15 protein-coding genes (1 of these 15 only partly in view) are annotated in these 15,256 nt (G+C 61.0%); 5 read left to right on the top strand and 10 right to left on the bottom strand.

Going from position 1 to position 15,256, the window contains the following annotated elements; translation table 11 throughout:
* Both def (WDB86_RS11105) and def (WDB86_RS11110) read right to left on the bottom strand, forming a co-directional pair.
* Positions 1-501 carry a peptide deformylase gene (gene def, locus WDB86_RS11105; protein WP_339108419.1) on the bottom strand — a complete coding sequence of 167 codons (501 nt, stop codon included), beginning with the start codon at positions 499-501 and terminating at the stop codon, positions 1-3.
* Positions 501-1,043: a peptide deformylase gene (def, locus tag WDB86_RS11110; protein WP_406735932.1), complete on the bottom strand. Its 543-nt coding sequence runs from the start codon at positions 1,041-1,043 to the stop codon at positions 501-503. Before def (WDB86_RS11110) ends, def (WDB86_RS11105) begins: the two co-directional genes overlap by 1 nt.
* A 137-nt stretch (positions 1,044-1,180) precedes the next feature.
* On the opposite strand from def (WDB86_RS11110), the gene WDB86_RS11115 reads away from it, so the two are divergent.
* Positions 1,181-2,356: a MalY/PatB family protein gene (locus WDB86_RS11115; RefSeq protein WP_406735933.1), complete on the top strand. Its 1,176-nt coding sequence runs from the start codon at positions 1,181-1,183 to the stop codon at positions 2,354-2,356.
* A gap of 35 nt (positions 2,357-2,391) precedes the next feature.
* Here the strand turns inward: WDB86_RS11115 and WDB86_RS11120 are convergent, their stop codons facing one another.
* Complete coding sequence (locus tag WDB86_RS11120; protein WP_339108416.1) at positions 2,392-2,739, bottom strand: hypothetical protein; 348 nt, start codon at positions 2,737-2,739, stop codon at positions 2,392-2,394.
* A 144-nt stretch (positions 2,740-2,883) separates the two neighbouring features.
* Between WDB86_RS11120 and WDB86_RS11125 the strand changes: the two genes are divergently transcribed.
* On the top strand, positions 2,884-4,059 hold the full coding sequence (locus WDB86_RS11125) for a lytic murein transglycosylase (protein WP_406735934.1): 1,176 nt from the start codon (positions 2,884-2,886) through the stop codon (positions 4,057-4,059).
* Between the two features lies 1 nt (position 4,060).
* On the opposite strand, the gene WDB86_RS11130 is transcribed toward WDB86_RS11125, so the two are convergent.
* The 3 genes from WDB86_RS11130 to WDB86_RS11140 all read right to left on the bottom strand — a co-directional run bounded on the left by WDB86_RS11130 (position 4,061) and on the right by WDB86_RS11140 (position 9,576).
* On the bottom strand, positions 4,061-5,470 hold the full coding sequence (locus WDB86_RS11130; protein WP_339108414.1) for an HlyD family type I secretion periplasmic adaptor subunit: 1,410 nt from the start codon (positions 5,468-5,470) through the stop codon (positions 4,061-4,063).
* Positions 5,470-7,230 (bottom strand): type I secretion system permease/ATPase, encoded by a 1,761-nt coding sequence (locus WDB86_RS11135; RefSeq protein ID WP_339108413.1) that lies wholly within the window; start codon positions 7,228-7,230, stop codon positions 5,470-5,472. The genes WDB86_RS11130 and WDB86_RS11135 overlap by 1 nt, the downstream gene beginning before the upstream one ends.
* A 120-nt stretch (positions 7,231-7,350) precedes the next feature.
* Positions 7,351-9,576: a transglycosylase domain-containing protein gene (locus WDB86_RS11140; protein WP_406735935.1), complete on the bottom strand. Its 2,226-nt coding sequence runs from the start codon at positions 9,574-9,576 to the stop codon at positions 7,351-7,353.
* A 266-nt stretch (positions 9,577-9,842) separates the two neighbouring features.
* On the opposite strand from WDB86_RS11140, the gene WDB86_RS11145 reads away from it, so the two are divergent.
* Complete coding sequence (locus WDB86_RS11145; protein ID WP_339108411.1) at positions 9,843-10,181, top strand: P-II family nitrogen regulator; 339 nt, start codon at positions 9,843-9,845, stop codon at positions 10,179-10,181.
* Positions 10,182-10,208: 27 nt separating this feature from the next.
* Positions 10,209-11,543, top strand: a complete 1,335-nt coding sequence (locus WDB86_RS11150; RefSeq protein WP_339108410.1) for an ammonium transporter — start codon at positions 10,209-10,211, stop codon at positions 11,541-11,543.
* Positions 11,544-11,618: 75 nt separating this feature from the next.
* Here the strand turns inward: WDB86_RS11150 and WDB86_RS11155 are convergent, their stop codons facing one another.
* The 4 genes from WDB86_RS11155 to smpB all read right to left on the bottom strand — a co-directional run bounded on the left by WDB86_RS11155 (position 11,619) and on the right by smpB (position 14,839).
* A complete protein-coding gene (locus WDB86_RS11155) occupies positions 11,619-12,056 on the bottom strand; it encodes a MarR family transcriptional regulator (protein ID WP_339108409.1) in 438 nt (145 codons plus the stop codon).
* A 153-nt stretch (positions 12,057-12,209) separates the two neighbouring features.
* Positions 12,210-13,391, bottom strand: coding sequence for an amino acid aminotransferase (locus WDB86_RS11160; RefSeq protein ID WP_339109449.1), 1,182 nt, complete (start codon positions 13,389-13,391; stop codon positions 12,210-12,212).
* A complete protein-coding gene (gene sseA / locus WDB86_RS11165) occupies positions 13,391-14,242 on the bottom strand; it encodes a 3-mercaptopyruvate sulfurtransferase (RefSeq protein WP_339108408.1) in 852 nt (283 codons plus the stop codon). Before sseA ends, WDB86_RS11160 begins: the two co-directional genes overlap by 1 nt.
* Positions 14,243-14,362: 120 nt before the next feature.
* A complete protein-coding gene (gene smpB / locus WDB86_RS11170) occupies positions 14,363-14,839 on the bottom strand; it encodes an SsrA-binding protein SmpB (RefSeq protein ID WP_339108407.1) in 477 nt (158 codons plus the stop codon).
* A gap of 161 nt (positions 14,840-15,000) precedes the next feature.
* Here smpB and msrP point away from each other — a divergent pair, with 161 nt between their 5' ends.
* Positions 15,001-15,256, top strand: partial view of a protein-methionine-sulfoxide reductase catalytic subunit MsrP gene (gene msrP, locus WDB86_RS11175; protein ID WP_406735936.1) — the 5' end (the start) only. The gene runs 650 nt beyond the window's last position; the window shows 256 of its 906 coding nt (coding positions 1-256); it begins with the start codon at positions 15,001-15,003; its stop codon lies beyond the right edge, outside the window.

Raw genomic sequence — 15,256 nt, forward strand, 5'->3', positions numbered from 1 at the left:
TTAGCCTTTGTTCAGTTTCTTCGATTTCTGGATCAGCATCTTGCGGCGCAGGGGCGAGAGATGGTCCACATAGGTCTTGCCGTTCAGATGGTCGATCTGGTGCTGTACCGACGTCGCCCAAAGGCCCACAAAATCACGCTCTTCCATCTCGCCATCGGCATTGAGAAAGCGCACGGTCACGGCGCGAGGACGCTCGATCGGTGCCCAGACGCCCGGAAGATTGGGGCTGGCCTCGTCATGCTTGCGCATCTTGACGCTGGCATGAAGCACCTCGGGGTTGGCCATGCGCACCGCCTCGCCGCGTTTGTCGGACGCATCCACCACCGCCAGACGCAGCATGATCCCGATCTGCGGCGCGGCCAAGCCGACCCCCGGCATGGCGTCCATCGTCTCGATCATGTCATCCCAGATCATCCGAACGGTCTCGGTGATCTCGGCCACAGGCTCGGCCGCCGTGCGAAGGCGCTTGTCCTCGAAGGGGATGAACTTGCGAACGGCCATTAGATGATCCCGTCGGATTTCGGCGCGCGGGCGCGCTCGCGTTTGAGCTTTTGCATCTTCGCGGTGATCAGCTTGCGCTTCATCGGCCCGAGATAATCGATGAACAGCTTGCCATCGAGGTGATCCAGCTCGTGCTGGGCGCAGGTGGCCCAAAGCCCGTCGAATTCCTCTTCCATGACCTTGCCGTCGATATTCAGCCATTTCATCCGCACCAGTTTCGGGCGGGTGACCTCGGCATATTGATCGGGAATCGACAGGCAGCCCTCTTCATAGGTGTTGGTCTCTTCCGAGGACCATGTGATCTCGGGGTTGATCATCACCATCGGTTGGGGCGCCGCGTTTTCTTCCTTCACGCAATCCATCACGAAGACGCGCTGCAAAACGCCGATCTGCGGCGCGGCAAGGCCGACACCGGGGGCGTCATACATCGTGGCCAACATATCATCGGCCAGTTTGCGGATTTCGGCATCGACGGAAGCGACCGGATCACAGGTCTTCTTCAGTCGCGGGTCGGGATGGATCAGGATCGGGCGTAGGGTCATAGGGCCGATTTAGGCGATGGTGGAGATTTAGGCAATGGGTCAGCGGCCCCGGCCCCGCATTATAAGGGTACAATCGGGCATTTGTATCCCGCGCCAAGAGGTGGTCTGATGCGCGGCAAAGATGCAGGAGAGTTGTCATGAGCACACCCGATTTCGACGAGATCATTGATCGCCGCGGCACCCATTCCGCGAAATGGGACAGTATGGAGGGCATTTACGGCGTGCCCGCCGAGACCGGCATTCCGATGTGGGTCGCCGATATGGATTTCCGCCCGCCCGCCTACGTGCAAGAAGCGCTGGAAGAGATGACCCGTCAGGGCGTTTACGGCTATTGGGGGGGCGACGCCGAATATAACGCCGCGATCCGCTGGTGGATGAAGACGCGCCACGGCTGGGACGTGCAGGACGACTGGATCTTTACCACGCATGGCTTGGTCAATGGCACGGCGCTTTGCGTGGATGCCTTCACCTCGGAAGGCGATGGCGTGATGCTGATGACGCCTGTCTACCACGCTTTTGCCCGTGTGATTAAGGCCGCGGGGCGCGCGGTTGTGGAATGCCCGCTGAAGCTGGTGGATGGGCGCTACCAGATGGATTTCGACGCGTGGGACGGGATTGTGGATGCAAAGACCCGCATGCTGGTGCTGTGCTCGCCGCATAATCCGGGCGGTCGGGTCTGGACGCAGGAGGAGCTGGCGCAGGTGGTGGAATTTGCCCGCAAGCATGATCTGGTGCTGGTCTCGGACGAGATCCACCATGATCTGCTGATGCCGGGGCAGACCCATGTGCCGATGGCGAAGGTTGCGGGGGATTTTCCGGTAGTGATGATGACCGCCACCACCAAGACCTTCAACATCGCGGGCACCCATTCTGGCAATGTGATCATTGCCGATCCGGCATTGCGGGCGCGTTTTGCCGCGCGGATGGGGGCGCTCGGGATCTCGCCCAATAGCTTCGGCATGGCGATGGCGACGGCGGCCTATAGTCCCGAAGGGGCAGAGTGGGTGGATGCGCTTTGCGCCTATCTGGATGGCAACCGCCGGATCTTCGACGAGGCGGTGAATGCGATTCCGGGGCTGAAGTCGATGCCGCTAGAGGCGACCTATCTGGCTTGGGTCGATTTCTCGGGGACGGGGATGGCACGCGAGGAATTCACCCGCAGGGTCGAGAAAGACGCGCAGATTGCCGCCAATTACGGCACGACCTTCGGCAAAGGCGGCGAGGCTTACCTGCGCTTCAATCTGGCGACGCCGCGCGCGCGGGTGGAAGAGGCTGTCACGCGCTTGCAGCAGGTCTTTGCGGACCTGCAATAAAGCTGTGAATGGCCCCGTCGTCGGGGCCATTTCCGTCAGGCGCTTGGCAGGTAGCCCGCCGGAGCATTGGGATCGCGCACGAAATCCAGCGGCGCGCGGTCCATCACAGGGGTTTCCCGCTTGATCGTGCAGATCAGTTCGCCATTCTCGACTTCCGATGCGATGATCAGCCCCGTGGCAATGTGGCGGATGCCCTCATACAGGGCGACTTCGCCGCGAAGATGATCGATCTCATCGGCATTCAGCGCCAGCCCGCCACGCCAGCGGCGCAGGATCGGCCAGCTTTTTTCGCCCGATTTCAGGCTCAGCCTCGTACGTTGGCCCGCGGTCTTGGTTTGCGCCTCGCGCATGGCTTGGGCAATATCTTTGGGCAAGAACTCCATCAGGTCCTCCATCTTCCGGATGAGCGGTCTTGGCATCAATTCTGTGCCGTTAATGGTGAAAATCAAGTGAAGTCGCACAAGATTTCTGACCTGATGCAAAGCCGTGGATGATGTGAAGCTTTTGGATAACCTAATGAAATAACGATGAAATCCCTGTTTTTCTCTTTTCTGGTTGTAAGTTCTGTGGCCGCGGCGCCACTTTCTGCGGCGGGCTGTGGCGGCAATTTTACAACCTTTCTGAGCACTCTGACCCTTGAATTGCAGGCCGAGGGGCTAAGCGATTCTCAGGCGAAGGCATTTCTGCATGGGGCCCGTATCGATCCGGAGGTTCTGAAAGCGGATCGGGCGCAGGGTGTGTTCCGGTTGGATTTCGATGACTTCGCGCGTCGGGTGATCAGCCGGAACCGTCTTGAGACCGGCGCGTATCAAGCGGTGAAACAAGGCCCGTTGCTGCAAGACATCGAGCAGACTTACGGTGTTTCACGTGGCGTGCTTCTGGCTTTCTGGGGGTTGGAAACCGATTTCGGACAGGTGCAGGGGACGTATAAGACCCGCGATGCGCTTTTGACGCTGGCGCATGATTGCCGCCGCCCCCAGCTGTTTCTGCCACAGGTCATGGCGGCTGCAAAGCTGTATGCGCGGGGGGATTTCGACCCTTTGCGAACCCGTGGCGCATGGGCGGGCGAGATCGGGCAGGTCCAGATGCTGCCCAAGGATATTCTGGAAAACGGGGTGGATGGCGACGGGGACGGGCATGTCGATTTGAAAGGGTCTGCGGCGGATGCTCTGACGTCGGCGGCCAGACTGCTGCGTCATCTGGGCTGGCAACCGAACGCGCCTTGGCTGCAAGAGGTGACGTTACCCGATGATCTGGATTGGGCGCGGACCGGGCTGGATCACCCGGCGCCCATCTCGGAATGGGTCGCGCGGGGGGTGGTGCCGCGCGATGGCGTATTGGACCCCGCATTGTCTGCCGCCGTGATCCTGCCGATGGGGCGCAAGGGGCCGGCCTTCCTTGCTTACCCAAATTGCGAGGTTCTGTTCGAGTGGAATAAGAGTTTTGTCTATGTGACGACGGCGGCCTATTTCGCGACGCGACTGGAAGGGGCTCCGGTTTTCGAGGCGGGCCATCCCGATCCGGGGCTTTCAAAGGCCCAGATCAAGATCTTGCAAGAAAAGCTCTCGGCCCGTGGCGCGGATGTCGGCACGGTGGACGGCATCTTGGGCCGCAAGACGCGGGCCGCCGTACAAGGTGCGCAATCCGCTCTGGGGTTGCCTGCCGATGCTTGGCCGACCGTTGGATTGCTGAACCGTCTCTAGCTCAACTTTCGCGGAAGGCATGTTCGAGATAGCTCATGAAAGGTGCCAGAATATAGCTGAGGGGCGTGCGGTCAGTGGTGCGCAGATAGGCCTCGACCGGCATGCCCGGCAGAAGCGGCATCTTGGACATTTCTGCCTCTGCCGCAGCATCGGGCATCACCTCCGCGCGGTAATAGGTGGTTGATGTGGCCGGATCGACCGATGCGTCGGGCGAAATCCGCAGAACGCGACCGGAGAGTTCGGGTGTTTCGCGGGAGGGCAGGCTGGGCAGGCGCAGCGAGGCCACCTGATCCTGCCGTATCTCGTCAATATTCATGGGTGGCACGCGAATTTCGATCAGCATCGGGCGGTCTTGCGGGATAAGATAAAGCACCGGATCTGCGGGACGAAGTACGGCCAGACGGGTTGTGATTGCCATCTCGTGCACGATCCCGTCAATCGGCGCGCGGATGTCCAGAAGCGCGATCTTGTTTCGCAAATCGCGCGTTTGCTCCATCAGGGTCAGTTCTTTCTGGTCGATGTCGCGCAGCTGGTCCTCGGCTTCGACGCGGCGTTCGGACGTGGCTTGGAGCTTCTGGATTTCGGTCGAGGTGATCTCTTCCTCGGTTTCGGCGCGTTGTGCGATAAGCTGGCCGCGTTGTCCGAGAAGACTGGCCAGTTCGCGCTCCAGAGAGAGAATGCGTGTGCGCTGGGTCAGACCGCGTTCAAAAAGGCCTTTTTGCGATTGTAACTCGCGCGACAGAAGCATTTGCTGTTGCCCGATGGCGTTGATCTGCGCGTCGATCCCTGTCAGCCGGTTGGCGGCCTGAAGCGCTTTGCGATCCAGCTGGGACAGCATCTGGGCCAGTGTTTCGCGGCGGGCATCGAACAAGGTGGACTGGCCCGTCAGGATCTTCCGCAAATCGGCACGGTTGGCGGCTTTCGCGGCCAGAACAGGGGGCAGGGCCACCTGCTCTGCGCCAATTCTTTCGGCCTGGAGCCTTGCGCGCCGTGCCCGCAGGTCGAACAGTTGGTCTTCGAGGATGGTGAGATCGGATTGCATATCGCCACCGTCCAGCCGGATCAGAATATCTCCGGCGGCAACCTTATCGCCGTCATGCACATAGATTTCCTCGACCCTTCCTCCCTGAGGGTGCTGCACCACCTGCCGGTTCGTATCGAATTCCAGACGGCCGGAAACGATAACAGCCCCCGCGATGGTTGTCAGGCTTGCCCAGCTGCCGAAGATCACCACCAGAATGAACAGCGCCGCATAGCCCAGAAGCAGCAGCCGTTTGGTGGCGCTGTCTTTGGGGGCGATCTGCCCCGAAGGCACGGGCTTTTTTGCCGGGGTCACCGGGCGGGGAGGGGTCTGGGCCAGACGTCTGGAAAGGTCGGCCACCCGGAGCGGGGTTTGAGGTTCGTAGCGCATCAGAGGGGGCCTCCGTGACGGGGCTGGGCTTTGGACCGGTCATAGCTGGCGATCTGGCTGATATCCTTGGCGTTTCGCACGGTTTTGGACAAAACCTCTTGGCGCGGGCCATAGGCGCGGACCTGACCACGGTCCAGCATCAGCAGCATGTCGCATTCCGTAATGGCCGCCGGACGATGGGCCATCACGATCACCGCGCCCCGCCGCGCCTTCATTTCGCGGATGGCATGGTTGAGTGCGGCGCTTCCATCGGCATCAAGATTGGCATTCGGCTCGTCCAGAATCAGCAGGACGGGATCGCCGTAAAGCGCGCGGGCCAGACCGATGCGCTGGATCTGTCCGCCCGAGAGCGGCCCCGACGCGCCCTGCACCCGTGTCTCGTAACCGTCCGGCAGATCAAGGATCATGTCATGCGCATCGGCGCGCTTTGCCGCCTCGATCACCGAATCGAGAGACGGTGTCTCTTTCATGCGTGCGATGTTTTCCGCAATCGTGCCCTCGAAAAGCGTAACGTTCTGCGGAAGATAGCCCAGAAGCTGGCCCAGCGTGTCCGACTGGAAACGCGCAAGTTCATTATGGTCCAGACGCAGATGCCCGTCGGCAATCGGCCTGACGCCGCATAGGGTCCGTGCCAGTGTGGTCTTGCCGCATCCCGAAGGCCCGATGACCCCCAGCGCCTGTCCGGGTTCCAGCCGGAAGCTGACGGCACGCAGGGCGGGCTTGCGGGCGCCGGGCGGAAAGACGGTCAGGTCTTTTGCCCAGATCCGCGCGGCGGGGCGCGAAGGGATCGTGCTGCTTTCGGCAGGCTTGCTATCAAGCAATTCCGGCAGACGGTTCCAGCCGTCGCGGGCGCGCATGATGACGCTCCATCCGCCAATGACGGTTTCCACGGGGCTGAGGGCGCGCCCCATGAGGATCGAGCCGGCAATCATCGCCCCCGCGCTCATCTCGCCGCGCAAGACAACCCAGGCACCCAGGGCCAGCATGGCGGATTGCAGAAGCTGTCGGAAGCTGCGGGTAAAGGTGGTGAAGCCATTCGTGCGGTCGGCGGCGCGGGCCTCGCTTTGGGTGGCAAGGCTGCGGCTGTCGCGCCAGCGCCGGAAGGCGGCGCCCTGCATGCCCAAGGCCTGCAACAGTTCGGCCTCGTCGCGCAAATAGGTGCCCAGCCTGCTGGAGGTGGTTTGCGCTTTCGCGGCCTCGCGGCTGAGGCCACGGGTGGCCAGACGGTTGAGCAGGGTGACCGCAATCAGAACCGCGCCGCCGCCCAATGCCAGAAGTCCCAGCAGCGGGTGGAAGATGAAGATGGCCATGAAAAACAGCGGTGACCAAGGCATGTCGAAGATGGCCAGCAGAATGCGCGAGCCCAGAAGTTTCTGCACGGCATCCAGATCGGCCAGACCCAGACTGGAGACCAGATCTTCGGGGTTGAGCGCATTGCGGCGCAGCACCGCGGCAAAAACCCGCGATTCCAGACGGCCCATCATACGTTTGGCCACATGCGACATCAGCTGGGCGCGGGCAAAATCCAGAGTGCCCATGATCGTGTAAAGAAATACCACCAGCAGGAACAGGCTGGCCAGCGTTTCCTCCGCACGCGAAGCCAGCACCCTGTCATAGACCTGCAGCATGAACATCGGACCTGTCATCATCAGCAGGTTCACAAAAGCCGAGAACACCGCGACGCTGACCAGAAGCCCTGCCTCGCGCTGCCGTTCGGCATTCAGCTCTTTCTTTCCCTTCAGAAAACGACGATCCGGCATGACACCCTTTCAGAGTTGTCGCAAAAGAACCCCGGCACCTGTTTCAAGAGGTGCCGGGGTCCAGTGTTGCCCAGAGGTCTTTCCGAAGATTTACCGCAAGGGTTGAATCTCGTTAAAGCTCTAACGTTTTCCGGTAATCGCCCCCAGAACATCATTGATGATCTTTTCGGCGATATTCGGCTCTTGCTGCTGAACCGGCTGGTTCTGCGCATTCCAGCCGGACACGACGGTGCCATCGCTGGAATAGGTCTGCCCGTCATAAGTTTGCCCGTCATAGGGCTGGGTCTGGCCGCGCCATTCCGACGGGTCGGCCATCGGCAGCGGTTTCGATTCCTGCCCCTGTTCGACGCGGGTCATGACCTCGTGCCAGATCTCGGCGGGCAGGCCGCCGCCGGTCACGCCGGTCAGGGGCTTGTTATTGTCATTGCCCATCCAGACGCCGGTGACGTAATCGGCGGTGAAGCCGATAAACCATGCATCCCGCGCCGACTGGGTGGTGCCGGTCTTGCCCGCAACCTCGTAGCCGTTCAGCTTGGCGCGGCGGCCGGTGCCGTTCTCGACGACGGAATGCATCATATAGACCAGCTCGCGCGCGGCTTTCTCGGAGATGACCCGCTCGCCGATGCCGCCGCCGGAAGTGAAGATCGGGGTCTGGTCCCCCTTCAGTCGCAGGTCCGTCAGGCCATAGGGCCGGACCGAGGAGCCGCCATTGAGGATGCCCGCATAGGCCCCCGTCATGTCGATCAGGGTCGATTCCGACACCCCGAGACCCAGCGCCGGACCCTTGGCAAGATTGTGCCCGAAGCCGAAATCTTCCGCCACTTTGCGCACGGCATCGCGGCCCACCTCTTCCTGCAGGCGCACGGTGGCCACATTGACCGAATGCGTCAGCGCCTGCGTCAGGGTGATCGGGCCGCTATAGGTGCGCTCGTAGTTCTGCGGTGACCACGGGCCGGAGCCGGGAATGTTCAGCGTCAGAGGTGTGTCCTGCACGATGGAATCAGGTGTGTAGCCCATATCCATCGCCGCCGCATAGACGAAGGGCTTGAAGGTCGAACCGGGCTGGCGCAGGGCCATTGTCGCGCGGTTGAACGCCCCCGTCACCTTGCTTTCGCGCCCGCCGACCATCGCACGGACCGCCCCGTCGGCGCTCATGACAATGATCGCCGCTTCCGCTTTGGAGCCATCCTTGACCTTGTTGTCGAACACATCCTTCAGCGCGCTTTCGGCGGCAGCCTGCACCCGTTGGTCCAGCGTGGTATGCACGATCACGTCTTCGGTGGTGTCGTTTGACAGGAAGGGCGGGATGTCATCCATCACCCAGTCGGCAAAATAGCCGCCCGCACGTTTCTGCGCCGCTTCCGACAGGGTTGCAGGATGCGCCACGGCCTCCTGATACTGGGCATCGGTCAGGAATTTCTGCTCGTGCATCAGGGCCAGAACCGTGCCTGCCCGCGCCTGCGAACGTGCCAGATTATTGGTCGGGGCATAGCGGGTCGGCGCTTTCAGCAGGCCGGCAAGCATGGCGGCCTGCTGCGGGTTCACATTGGCTGCCGAGATCCCGAAATACCGCTGTGCGGCGGCTTCGAAGCCGCGCGCGCCCGCCCCCAGATAGGCCCTGTTGAGATAGATCGTCAGGATGTCGTTTTTGGTATACTTGGCTTCCATCGCCAGCGCATAGGGGATCTCTTTGATCTTGCGCGTCAGCCCGCCCGAGCGGCAGTCGGTTTCATATTCGGCCTCGTTCTTCCATTTCTTGGGGTCATATTCGACGCCCAGACACAGAAGCTTTGCCACCTGTTGCGTGATGGTCGAGCCGCCATTGCCGGAGAAGGGGCCGCGCCCCTCGCTGAGGTTGATGCGGATCGCCGAGGCGATGCCGCGCGGGCTGACCCCGAAATGATGGTAGAAGCGGCGGTCTTCGGTGGCCACGACGGCCTCGCGCAGATAGGGCGAAACGTTCTTGGCGGTAATCTGGCCGCCAAAGGTTTCCCCGCGCCATGCGAAAACCTGATTGTCACGGTCGAGCATCGTGACAGAGCCGCGGGTCCGGCCATCCAGCAGGGTCTCGAGCGGCGGGAGCTGGGTGTAGTAGTAATAGACGAAGCTACCCAGCACCAAGGCGATCACGGCAAAGACGCGCCACGTGACCTTGAACAGCAGGCTTCCGAAGAACCTCAAAAGGCCCAGCAGCAATCCGACAATCAGGCCGTGACGCCGCACAGGACGCTTCCGAGCCGGTTTTGCGGATTTCTTCGGGGGGGTCTTCTTCGGTCCAGGTTTGCCGCCGCGAGGGTAGCGTCGTTCCGCCACCAGCGGTTTGCGCGGGCCGCCATTATTTGCCATCTGCTCGTTTCCGTTTTTGATCGTTGCGGATAATTTACACGGCTGGGCAGGCTTTGTGGAGATTATGGTTCTCACGATTCGGTATATTGTCCGCTTAAATTTTCATCTTGCTGCTTAAATATTGGGTATTGCCTGCGCTGAAAGGCACGGGATCGTGAGGAGGCGATGAGGGTTTGCTTGTGCAATGCCTAAGAAATGGGCTTTCTGACAGCGTGCCGCCTATCGAATCCGGCAGGCGGAGCTGCGGATACAGGAAGGGATCGAACGTGAAACTGATTATTGCAGCAATCAAGCCTTTCAAGCTGGAAGAGGTGCGTGAAGCACTCACCTCCATCGGCGTGCGTGGCATGATGGTGACCGAAATCAAGGGTTTCGGAGCGCAGTCCGGTCATACGGAAATCTATCGTGGCGCCGAATACGCGGTGAATTTCGTGCCGAAGGTGAAGCTTGAAATCGTCGTGACCGATGGTCTGGCGGATGAGGTCGTCGACACGATCCTCAAAGCCGCAAAAACCGACAAGATCGGTGATGGCAAGATCTTTGTGCTCGATGTGGCACAGTCGGTTCGCGTTCGTACCGGGGAAACCAACGAAGACGCTCTATAAGCGTTACGGAATACAGGGATAGGTGAAATGAACAAATTGCTGAAATCAGCGGCGCTTGCCTCGGCATTCGCCCTGTCGGCCCTGCCGGCTTTGGCACAGGACGCCACGGAAGCGGCAGCGCCTGTGATCGACAAGGGCGACGTGGCCTGGATGATGACCGCGAGCCTGCTCGTGCTCTTCATGCTCGTTCCCGGTCTGGCACTGTTCTATGGCGGGCTTGTGCGCACCAAGAACATGCTCTCGATTCTGATGCAATGTACCGTAGTCGGCGCAATGGTGATGGTGATCTGGGTGGTCTATGGCTACTCGATGGCCTTTGGCGGCGGCACCTCGCCGTTCTGGGGCGGTTTCGGCAAGCTGTTCCTTGCAGGGGTTACGCCGGACACGACCGCCGCCACCTTCACTGATGGTGTCGTGCTGCCGGAATATGTCTTCATCGCGTTCCAGATGACATTTGCCGCAATCACTCCGGCGCTGTTCATCGGCGGGTTCGCCGAGCGTGTGAAATTCTCGGGCGTTCTGGTCTTCTCGGCGCTTTGGGTCACCTTCGTCTACTTCCCGATCGCCCATATGGTGTGGGATGGCGCAGGCCTGATCTTCAACATGGGCGCAATCGACTTTGCCGGCGGCACCGTGGTGCATATCAATGCCGGTGTGGCTGCGCTTGTTGCCGCGATCTTCATCGGGCCGCGCATCGGTCTGGGCCGCGATATGATGGCACCGCATTCGATGACGCTGACGCTGGTGGGTGCGGCGATGCTGTGGGTCGGCTGGTTCGGCTTCAACGCGGGCTCCAACCTTGAAGCCAATGGCGGCGCAACGCTGGCACTGTTCAACACCTTCGTGGCCACTGCTGGCGCGATCCTTGCATGGTGCCTCATCGAATCGATGGCACGTGGCAAGGCGTCGATGCTGGGGGCTGCCTCGGGGATGGTTGCAGGCCTCGTGGCGATCACTCCGGCATGTGGCACCACCGGTCCGGTTGGCGCGATTGTTCTGGGCGCTGTGGCTTCGGGCTTCTGCTACTTCTTCGTCACCACCGTGAAGAACAAGTTCGGCTATGACGACAGCCTCGATGTCTTCGGCATCCACGGCGTGGGCGGGATCGTCGGCGCGATCGGCACCGGTATCCTGTGCGCACCGTCGCTGGGCGGCACCGGCTATGTGGTCGAGGCAGGCACGATGGCGGCACAGGTCATGGCGCAGATCAAGGCGATTGGCGTGACCATCCTGTGGACGGGGATCGGCTCGATCATCCTGCTCTACATCACCAAGGCCCTTGTCGGCTTCCGCGTCAGCCAAGACGAAGAGCGTCAGGGTCTGGACCAGACCTCGCATGGCGAAAGCGCGTATCACCCGTAAGAGGGGCGCATCACCGCTTAGAAGAAAGGCCCGGATCCGTGCGATCCGGGCCTTTTGCTATGTGATGGCGTCGCCTCAACGGTGCTGGTTGTTCAGCGTATTGAGGTTGTGGATCAGCTTTTCCAGAATGTCAGTCAGTTCTTCATAGGTGCCCTCGGGCATACCGGTCATGGATTCGGCATAAACGCGGTCAGCGGCGCTACGGGCTTCGGTGAACGTGTTCTGGGCCTTTTCTGTCGGCGCAACCAGCCGCACGCGGCGGTCATTGGGGGAGGGGGCCCGCTCGACCCAGCCGCCCTGTTCCATCCGGTCGACAAGACGCGATACCGAGATCGGCTCGATTTCCATCAACTCGGCAATCCGCGCCTGCGGCAGCGGTCCTTCACGCATGAGAATCGACATAAGGCGCCATTGCGAAGATGTCAGTCCGATATCGGCCGTATGGGTTTCAAAGCGGCTGCGCACGGCGCGCGAGGCGTCGTGCAGAAGATAGGCTAGGCGGGCTTTGGGCATAGGGAACCTCTGTTGTCTGACATCATCTTAGGATGAAACGGTTATTATTTTATAAGTTTGCTCAAAGTAACTCTACCGCATTCGTCTTACAATATATGAAAAAAGGCAGCCCTGGGGGCTGCCTACTTAGGTCTTAAAGATGCAATCTGCGGGTCAGACGCCGGCTGCGACAATCGCCTTGGCCAAGAGCGGCACCGAGTTTTCATTCAGGCCGGCGATGTTCAGACGCGAGTCACCGACCATATAGATCGCGTTATCTTCGCGCATTTTCATCACCTGTGCCTCGGTCGCCCCCAGACGCGAGAACATGCCGCGGTGACGGGCGAGGAAGTCGAACCGGTCCGAATTGGTCAACTGGCGCAGCTCGGCGGCCAGTTGCTCGCGCAGGCCCAGCATGCCGTTGCGCACGGATTCCAGCTCGTCTTCCCATTCCTGACGCAGGGTCGGGTCGGTCAGGACCTTCGCCACCAGCGCCTGCCCGTGGAAGGGCGGGAAGGAATAGGCCAGACGGTTCAGCTTGCCCAGATTGTCCTGCGTGATTGCGGTATTGGCCGCATCGCCCAGCACCATCAGACAGCCGGTGCGCTCGCGGTAGATGCCGAAGTTCTTCGAGCAGGAGGCCGCGATCATCAGTTCCGGCATCTTCTCGGCCATCAGGCGGGTGCCTGCGGCATCGGCTTCCAGACCGTCGCCAAAGCCCTGATAGGCCAGATCGATCATCGGGGTCGCGCCGTTTGCCAGCAGGGTCTCGGCAACCACGGCCCATTGCTCCAGCGTCAGGTTCGCGCCGGTCGGGTTATGGCAGCAGCCATGCAGCAGGACGACATCCCCCTTCTTGGCCTGCTTGAGGTCTTCGATCATCGCGTCAAAGGCCACGGCGCGGGCGTCATTGTCGAAATACCGGTAGGGTTTGACCTCGACACCCATGAAATTCAGGATGGCGATATGGTTCGGCCAGGTCGGGTCCGACACCCAGACTTTCATCTCGGGGTTGGCCAGACGCGCCAGTTCGAAGGCCTGACGGCAGGCACCGGTGCCGCCGACGGTCGACAGGAAGGCCAGACGGTCCGCCGGATAGCCTTCGCCCAGCACCATCGCGGCCATTGCGCCGTGGAAATCCGGCTGGCCGATCAGGCTGGCATAGGTTTTGGTGGTTTCGGTCTCGTGCAGGATCTTCTCGGCTTTCGAGATTGCCGACATGATCGGGGTCTTGCCTTCAGCAGTCTTGTAGACGCCGACACCAAGGTCGATCTTTTCGTCGCGCGGATCGGCGCGATAGAGGCCGGACAAGGCAAGGATCTTGTCCGCCGGCGTGGGTTTGAGATTGCTGAACATCATGCTTCTCCGGTTGCGACCCTGAGGTCGTTATACATGCCCCATTCGGACCAGCTGCCGTCATAAAGCGACCAATCCGATTTGCCCATCGATTCGAGCGCCAGCGCCAGCACGGCCGCCGTCACACCCGATCCGCAGGACGTGATGGCGGGTTTCGCCAGATCGACGCCTGCTGTTTCGAAAATCGCGCGCAGGTCCTCGGGGGATTTCATCGTGCCGTTCGCGTTGAGAACCGTGCCGAAGGGCACATTGCGCGCATTGGGGATATGGCCTGCCCGCAGACCGGGGCGCGGCTCGGGCTGGCTGCCCGCAAAGCGTTCGGCGGCACGCGCATCGATGATCACCGCATCGCCCAGTTTCGAGCTATGCGCGACCTGCGTCACATCCTTCACTAGCTGCGCCTGACGCTGCACCGTCATATGCCGTTCGCGCAGCACGGGCGGCATGTCTTCGGTGGGGCGGTTCTCGGCCAGCCATTTCGGCAGGCCCCCATCCAGCACCGCAACATCGGCTTTGCCGAACAGTTTGAACAGCCACCACACGCGCGGTGCCGAGAAGATGCCGCATTGATCGTAGATCACCACCTGATGGCCGTCGCCCACGCCCATTGCCCGCATCCGCGAGATGAACTTTTCGGCGGGCGGTGCCATATGCGGCAGATCGGAACGCTGGTCGGAAATCTCGTCGATATCGAAAAAGCGTGCGCCGGGGATATGGCAGGCGTCATACGCCGCCTTCGCATCCTTATCGGACCCCGGCATGAACCAGGATGCATCGATCACCCGCAGATCGGGATTTTTCAGATGGTCCTCAAGCCAGTCGGTCGATACCAGTATTTTCGGATTATCCATCGCGCGCCTCCCTCCCTTTTACTCAGCTTCCTGATTAAACGGAAGAGGATCGGGGGTGCAAGGGCGGATCGGGCAAGGCTGCCTTGCCCGCACAGCCGCAGCTTGCATCCGCACGTCAGGTCAGAGGTTCTGCTTGAGCAGGCGCTGCTTCTGGCGATCCCAGTCGCGCTTGGCTTCGGTGGCGCGTTTATCGGCCACTTTCTTCCCCTTGGCGATGCCGATCAAGAGCTTCACCAGCCCCTTTTCATTGAAATACATCTTCAGCGGCACGATGGTCATGCCTTCGCGCTGGGTCGCATTCCACAGCCGCGAGAGTTCACGCTTGGATACCAGCAGCTTGCGCTTGCGGCGTTCCTCATGGCCGAAGGTCTTGGCCTGAGCGTATTTCTCGATATTGCCGTTGATCAGCCACAGCTCCGCCTCTTCGACGGATGCATAGCTCTCGGCGATATTGGCGCGGCCATTACGCAGGGACTTGACCTCGGATCCGGTCAGCACGATGCCCGCCTCGAGCGTATCCTCGACGGCGTAATGGTAGCGTGCCTGACGGTTCTCGGCGATCAGGCCGTTATTCTCGGAACTCGGTTTCTTAGCCATGATCGGGCAGAGATAGGGCGGCTAGCCGCCCGAGTAAAGATCCTACAGGCTGCGGGGTGACCAAATCGTGAGGGATTTTTGCGCAAAGCCTGAAACTTCTGCCCCGTCCGGCCCGTATACTTCCCCGTATGCTTTGCCAGATGCCTATAGCCGGAGGGTCGATGATGCGCCAAGACTGGGATATCTACAAGGATCGGGATGTCACCCCGAAGGAGATGTTTCTCAACCGCCGCCAGATCATGGCTGGTGGCCTCGGGGCGGCGTGTGTCACGGCCCTGCCGCGCGGAGCCCGTGCCGAGGCGCTCACGCCCAATAGCTTCGAGGAGATCACCTCTTACAACAATTTCTACGAATTCGGCTGGGACAAGTCGGACCCGAAAAAATATGCGGCGGCGCTGACCACGACCCCTTGGTCGG

Origin of the sequence: Thioclava sp. GXIMD4215, assembly GCF_045291555.1 — a bacterium.
GTDB classification, from domain to species: domain Bacteria; phylum Pseudomonadota; class Alphaproteobacteria; order Rhodobacterales; family Rhodobacteraceae; genus Thioclava; species Thioclava litoralis.

Bases quoted from the DNA above. Each gene is read 5' to 3' on its own strand.
- WDB86_RS11140 (WP_406735935.1), bottom strand. From the start codon at position 9,576: ATGGCAAATAATGGCGGCCCGCGCAAACCGCTGGTGGCGGAACGACGC.
- WDB86_RS11120 (WP_339108416.1), bottom strand. From the start codon at position 2,739: ATGGAGTTCTTGCCCAAAGATATTGCCCAAGCCATGCGCGAGGCGCAA.
- def (WP_339108419.1), bottom strand. From the start codon at position 501: ATGGCCGTTCGCAAGTTCATCCCCTTCGAGGACAAGCGCCTTCGCACG.
- WDB86_RS11115 (WP_406735933.1), top strand. From the start codon at position 1,181: ATGAGCACACCCGATTTCGACGAGATCATTGATCGCCGCGGCACCCAT.
- WDB86_RS11155 (WP_339108409.1), bottom strand. From the start codon at position 12,056: ATGCCCAAAGCCCGCCTAGCCTATCTTCTGCACGACGCCTCGCGCGCC.
- WDB86_RS11160 (WP_339109449.1), bottom strand. From the start codon at position 13,391: ATGTTCAGCAATCTCAAACCCACGCCGGCGGACAAGATCCTTGCCTTG.
- WDB86_RS11150 (WP_339108410.1), top strand. From the start codon at position 10,209: ATGAACAAATTGCTGAAATCAGCGGCGCTTGCCTCGGCATTCGCCCTG.
- sseA (WP_339108408.1), bottom strand. From the start codon at position 14,242: ATGGATAATCCGAAAATACTGGTATCGACCGACTGGCTTGAGGACCAT.
- WDB86_RS11130 (WP_339108414.1), bottom strand. From the start codon at position 5,470: ATGCGCTACGAACCTCAAACCCCGCTCCGGGTGGCCGACCTTTCCAGA.
- WDB86_RS11135 (WP_339108413.1), bottom strand. From the start codon at position 7,230: ATGCCGGATCGTCGTTTTCTGAAGGGAAAGAAAGAGCTGAATGCCGAA.
- smpB (WP_339108407.1), bottom strand. From the start codon at position 14,839: ATGGCTAAGAAACCGAGTTCCGAGAATAACGGCCTGATCGCCGAGAAC.
- def (WP_406735932.1), bottom strand. From the start codon at position 1,043: ATGACCCTACGCCCGATCCTGATCCATCCCGACCCGCGACTGAAGAAG.
- WDB86_RS11125 (WP_406735934.1), top strand. From the start codon at position 2,884: ATGAAATCCCTGTTTTTCTCTTTTCTGGTTGTAAGTTCTGTGGCCGCG.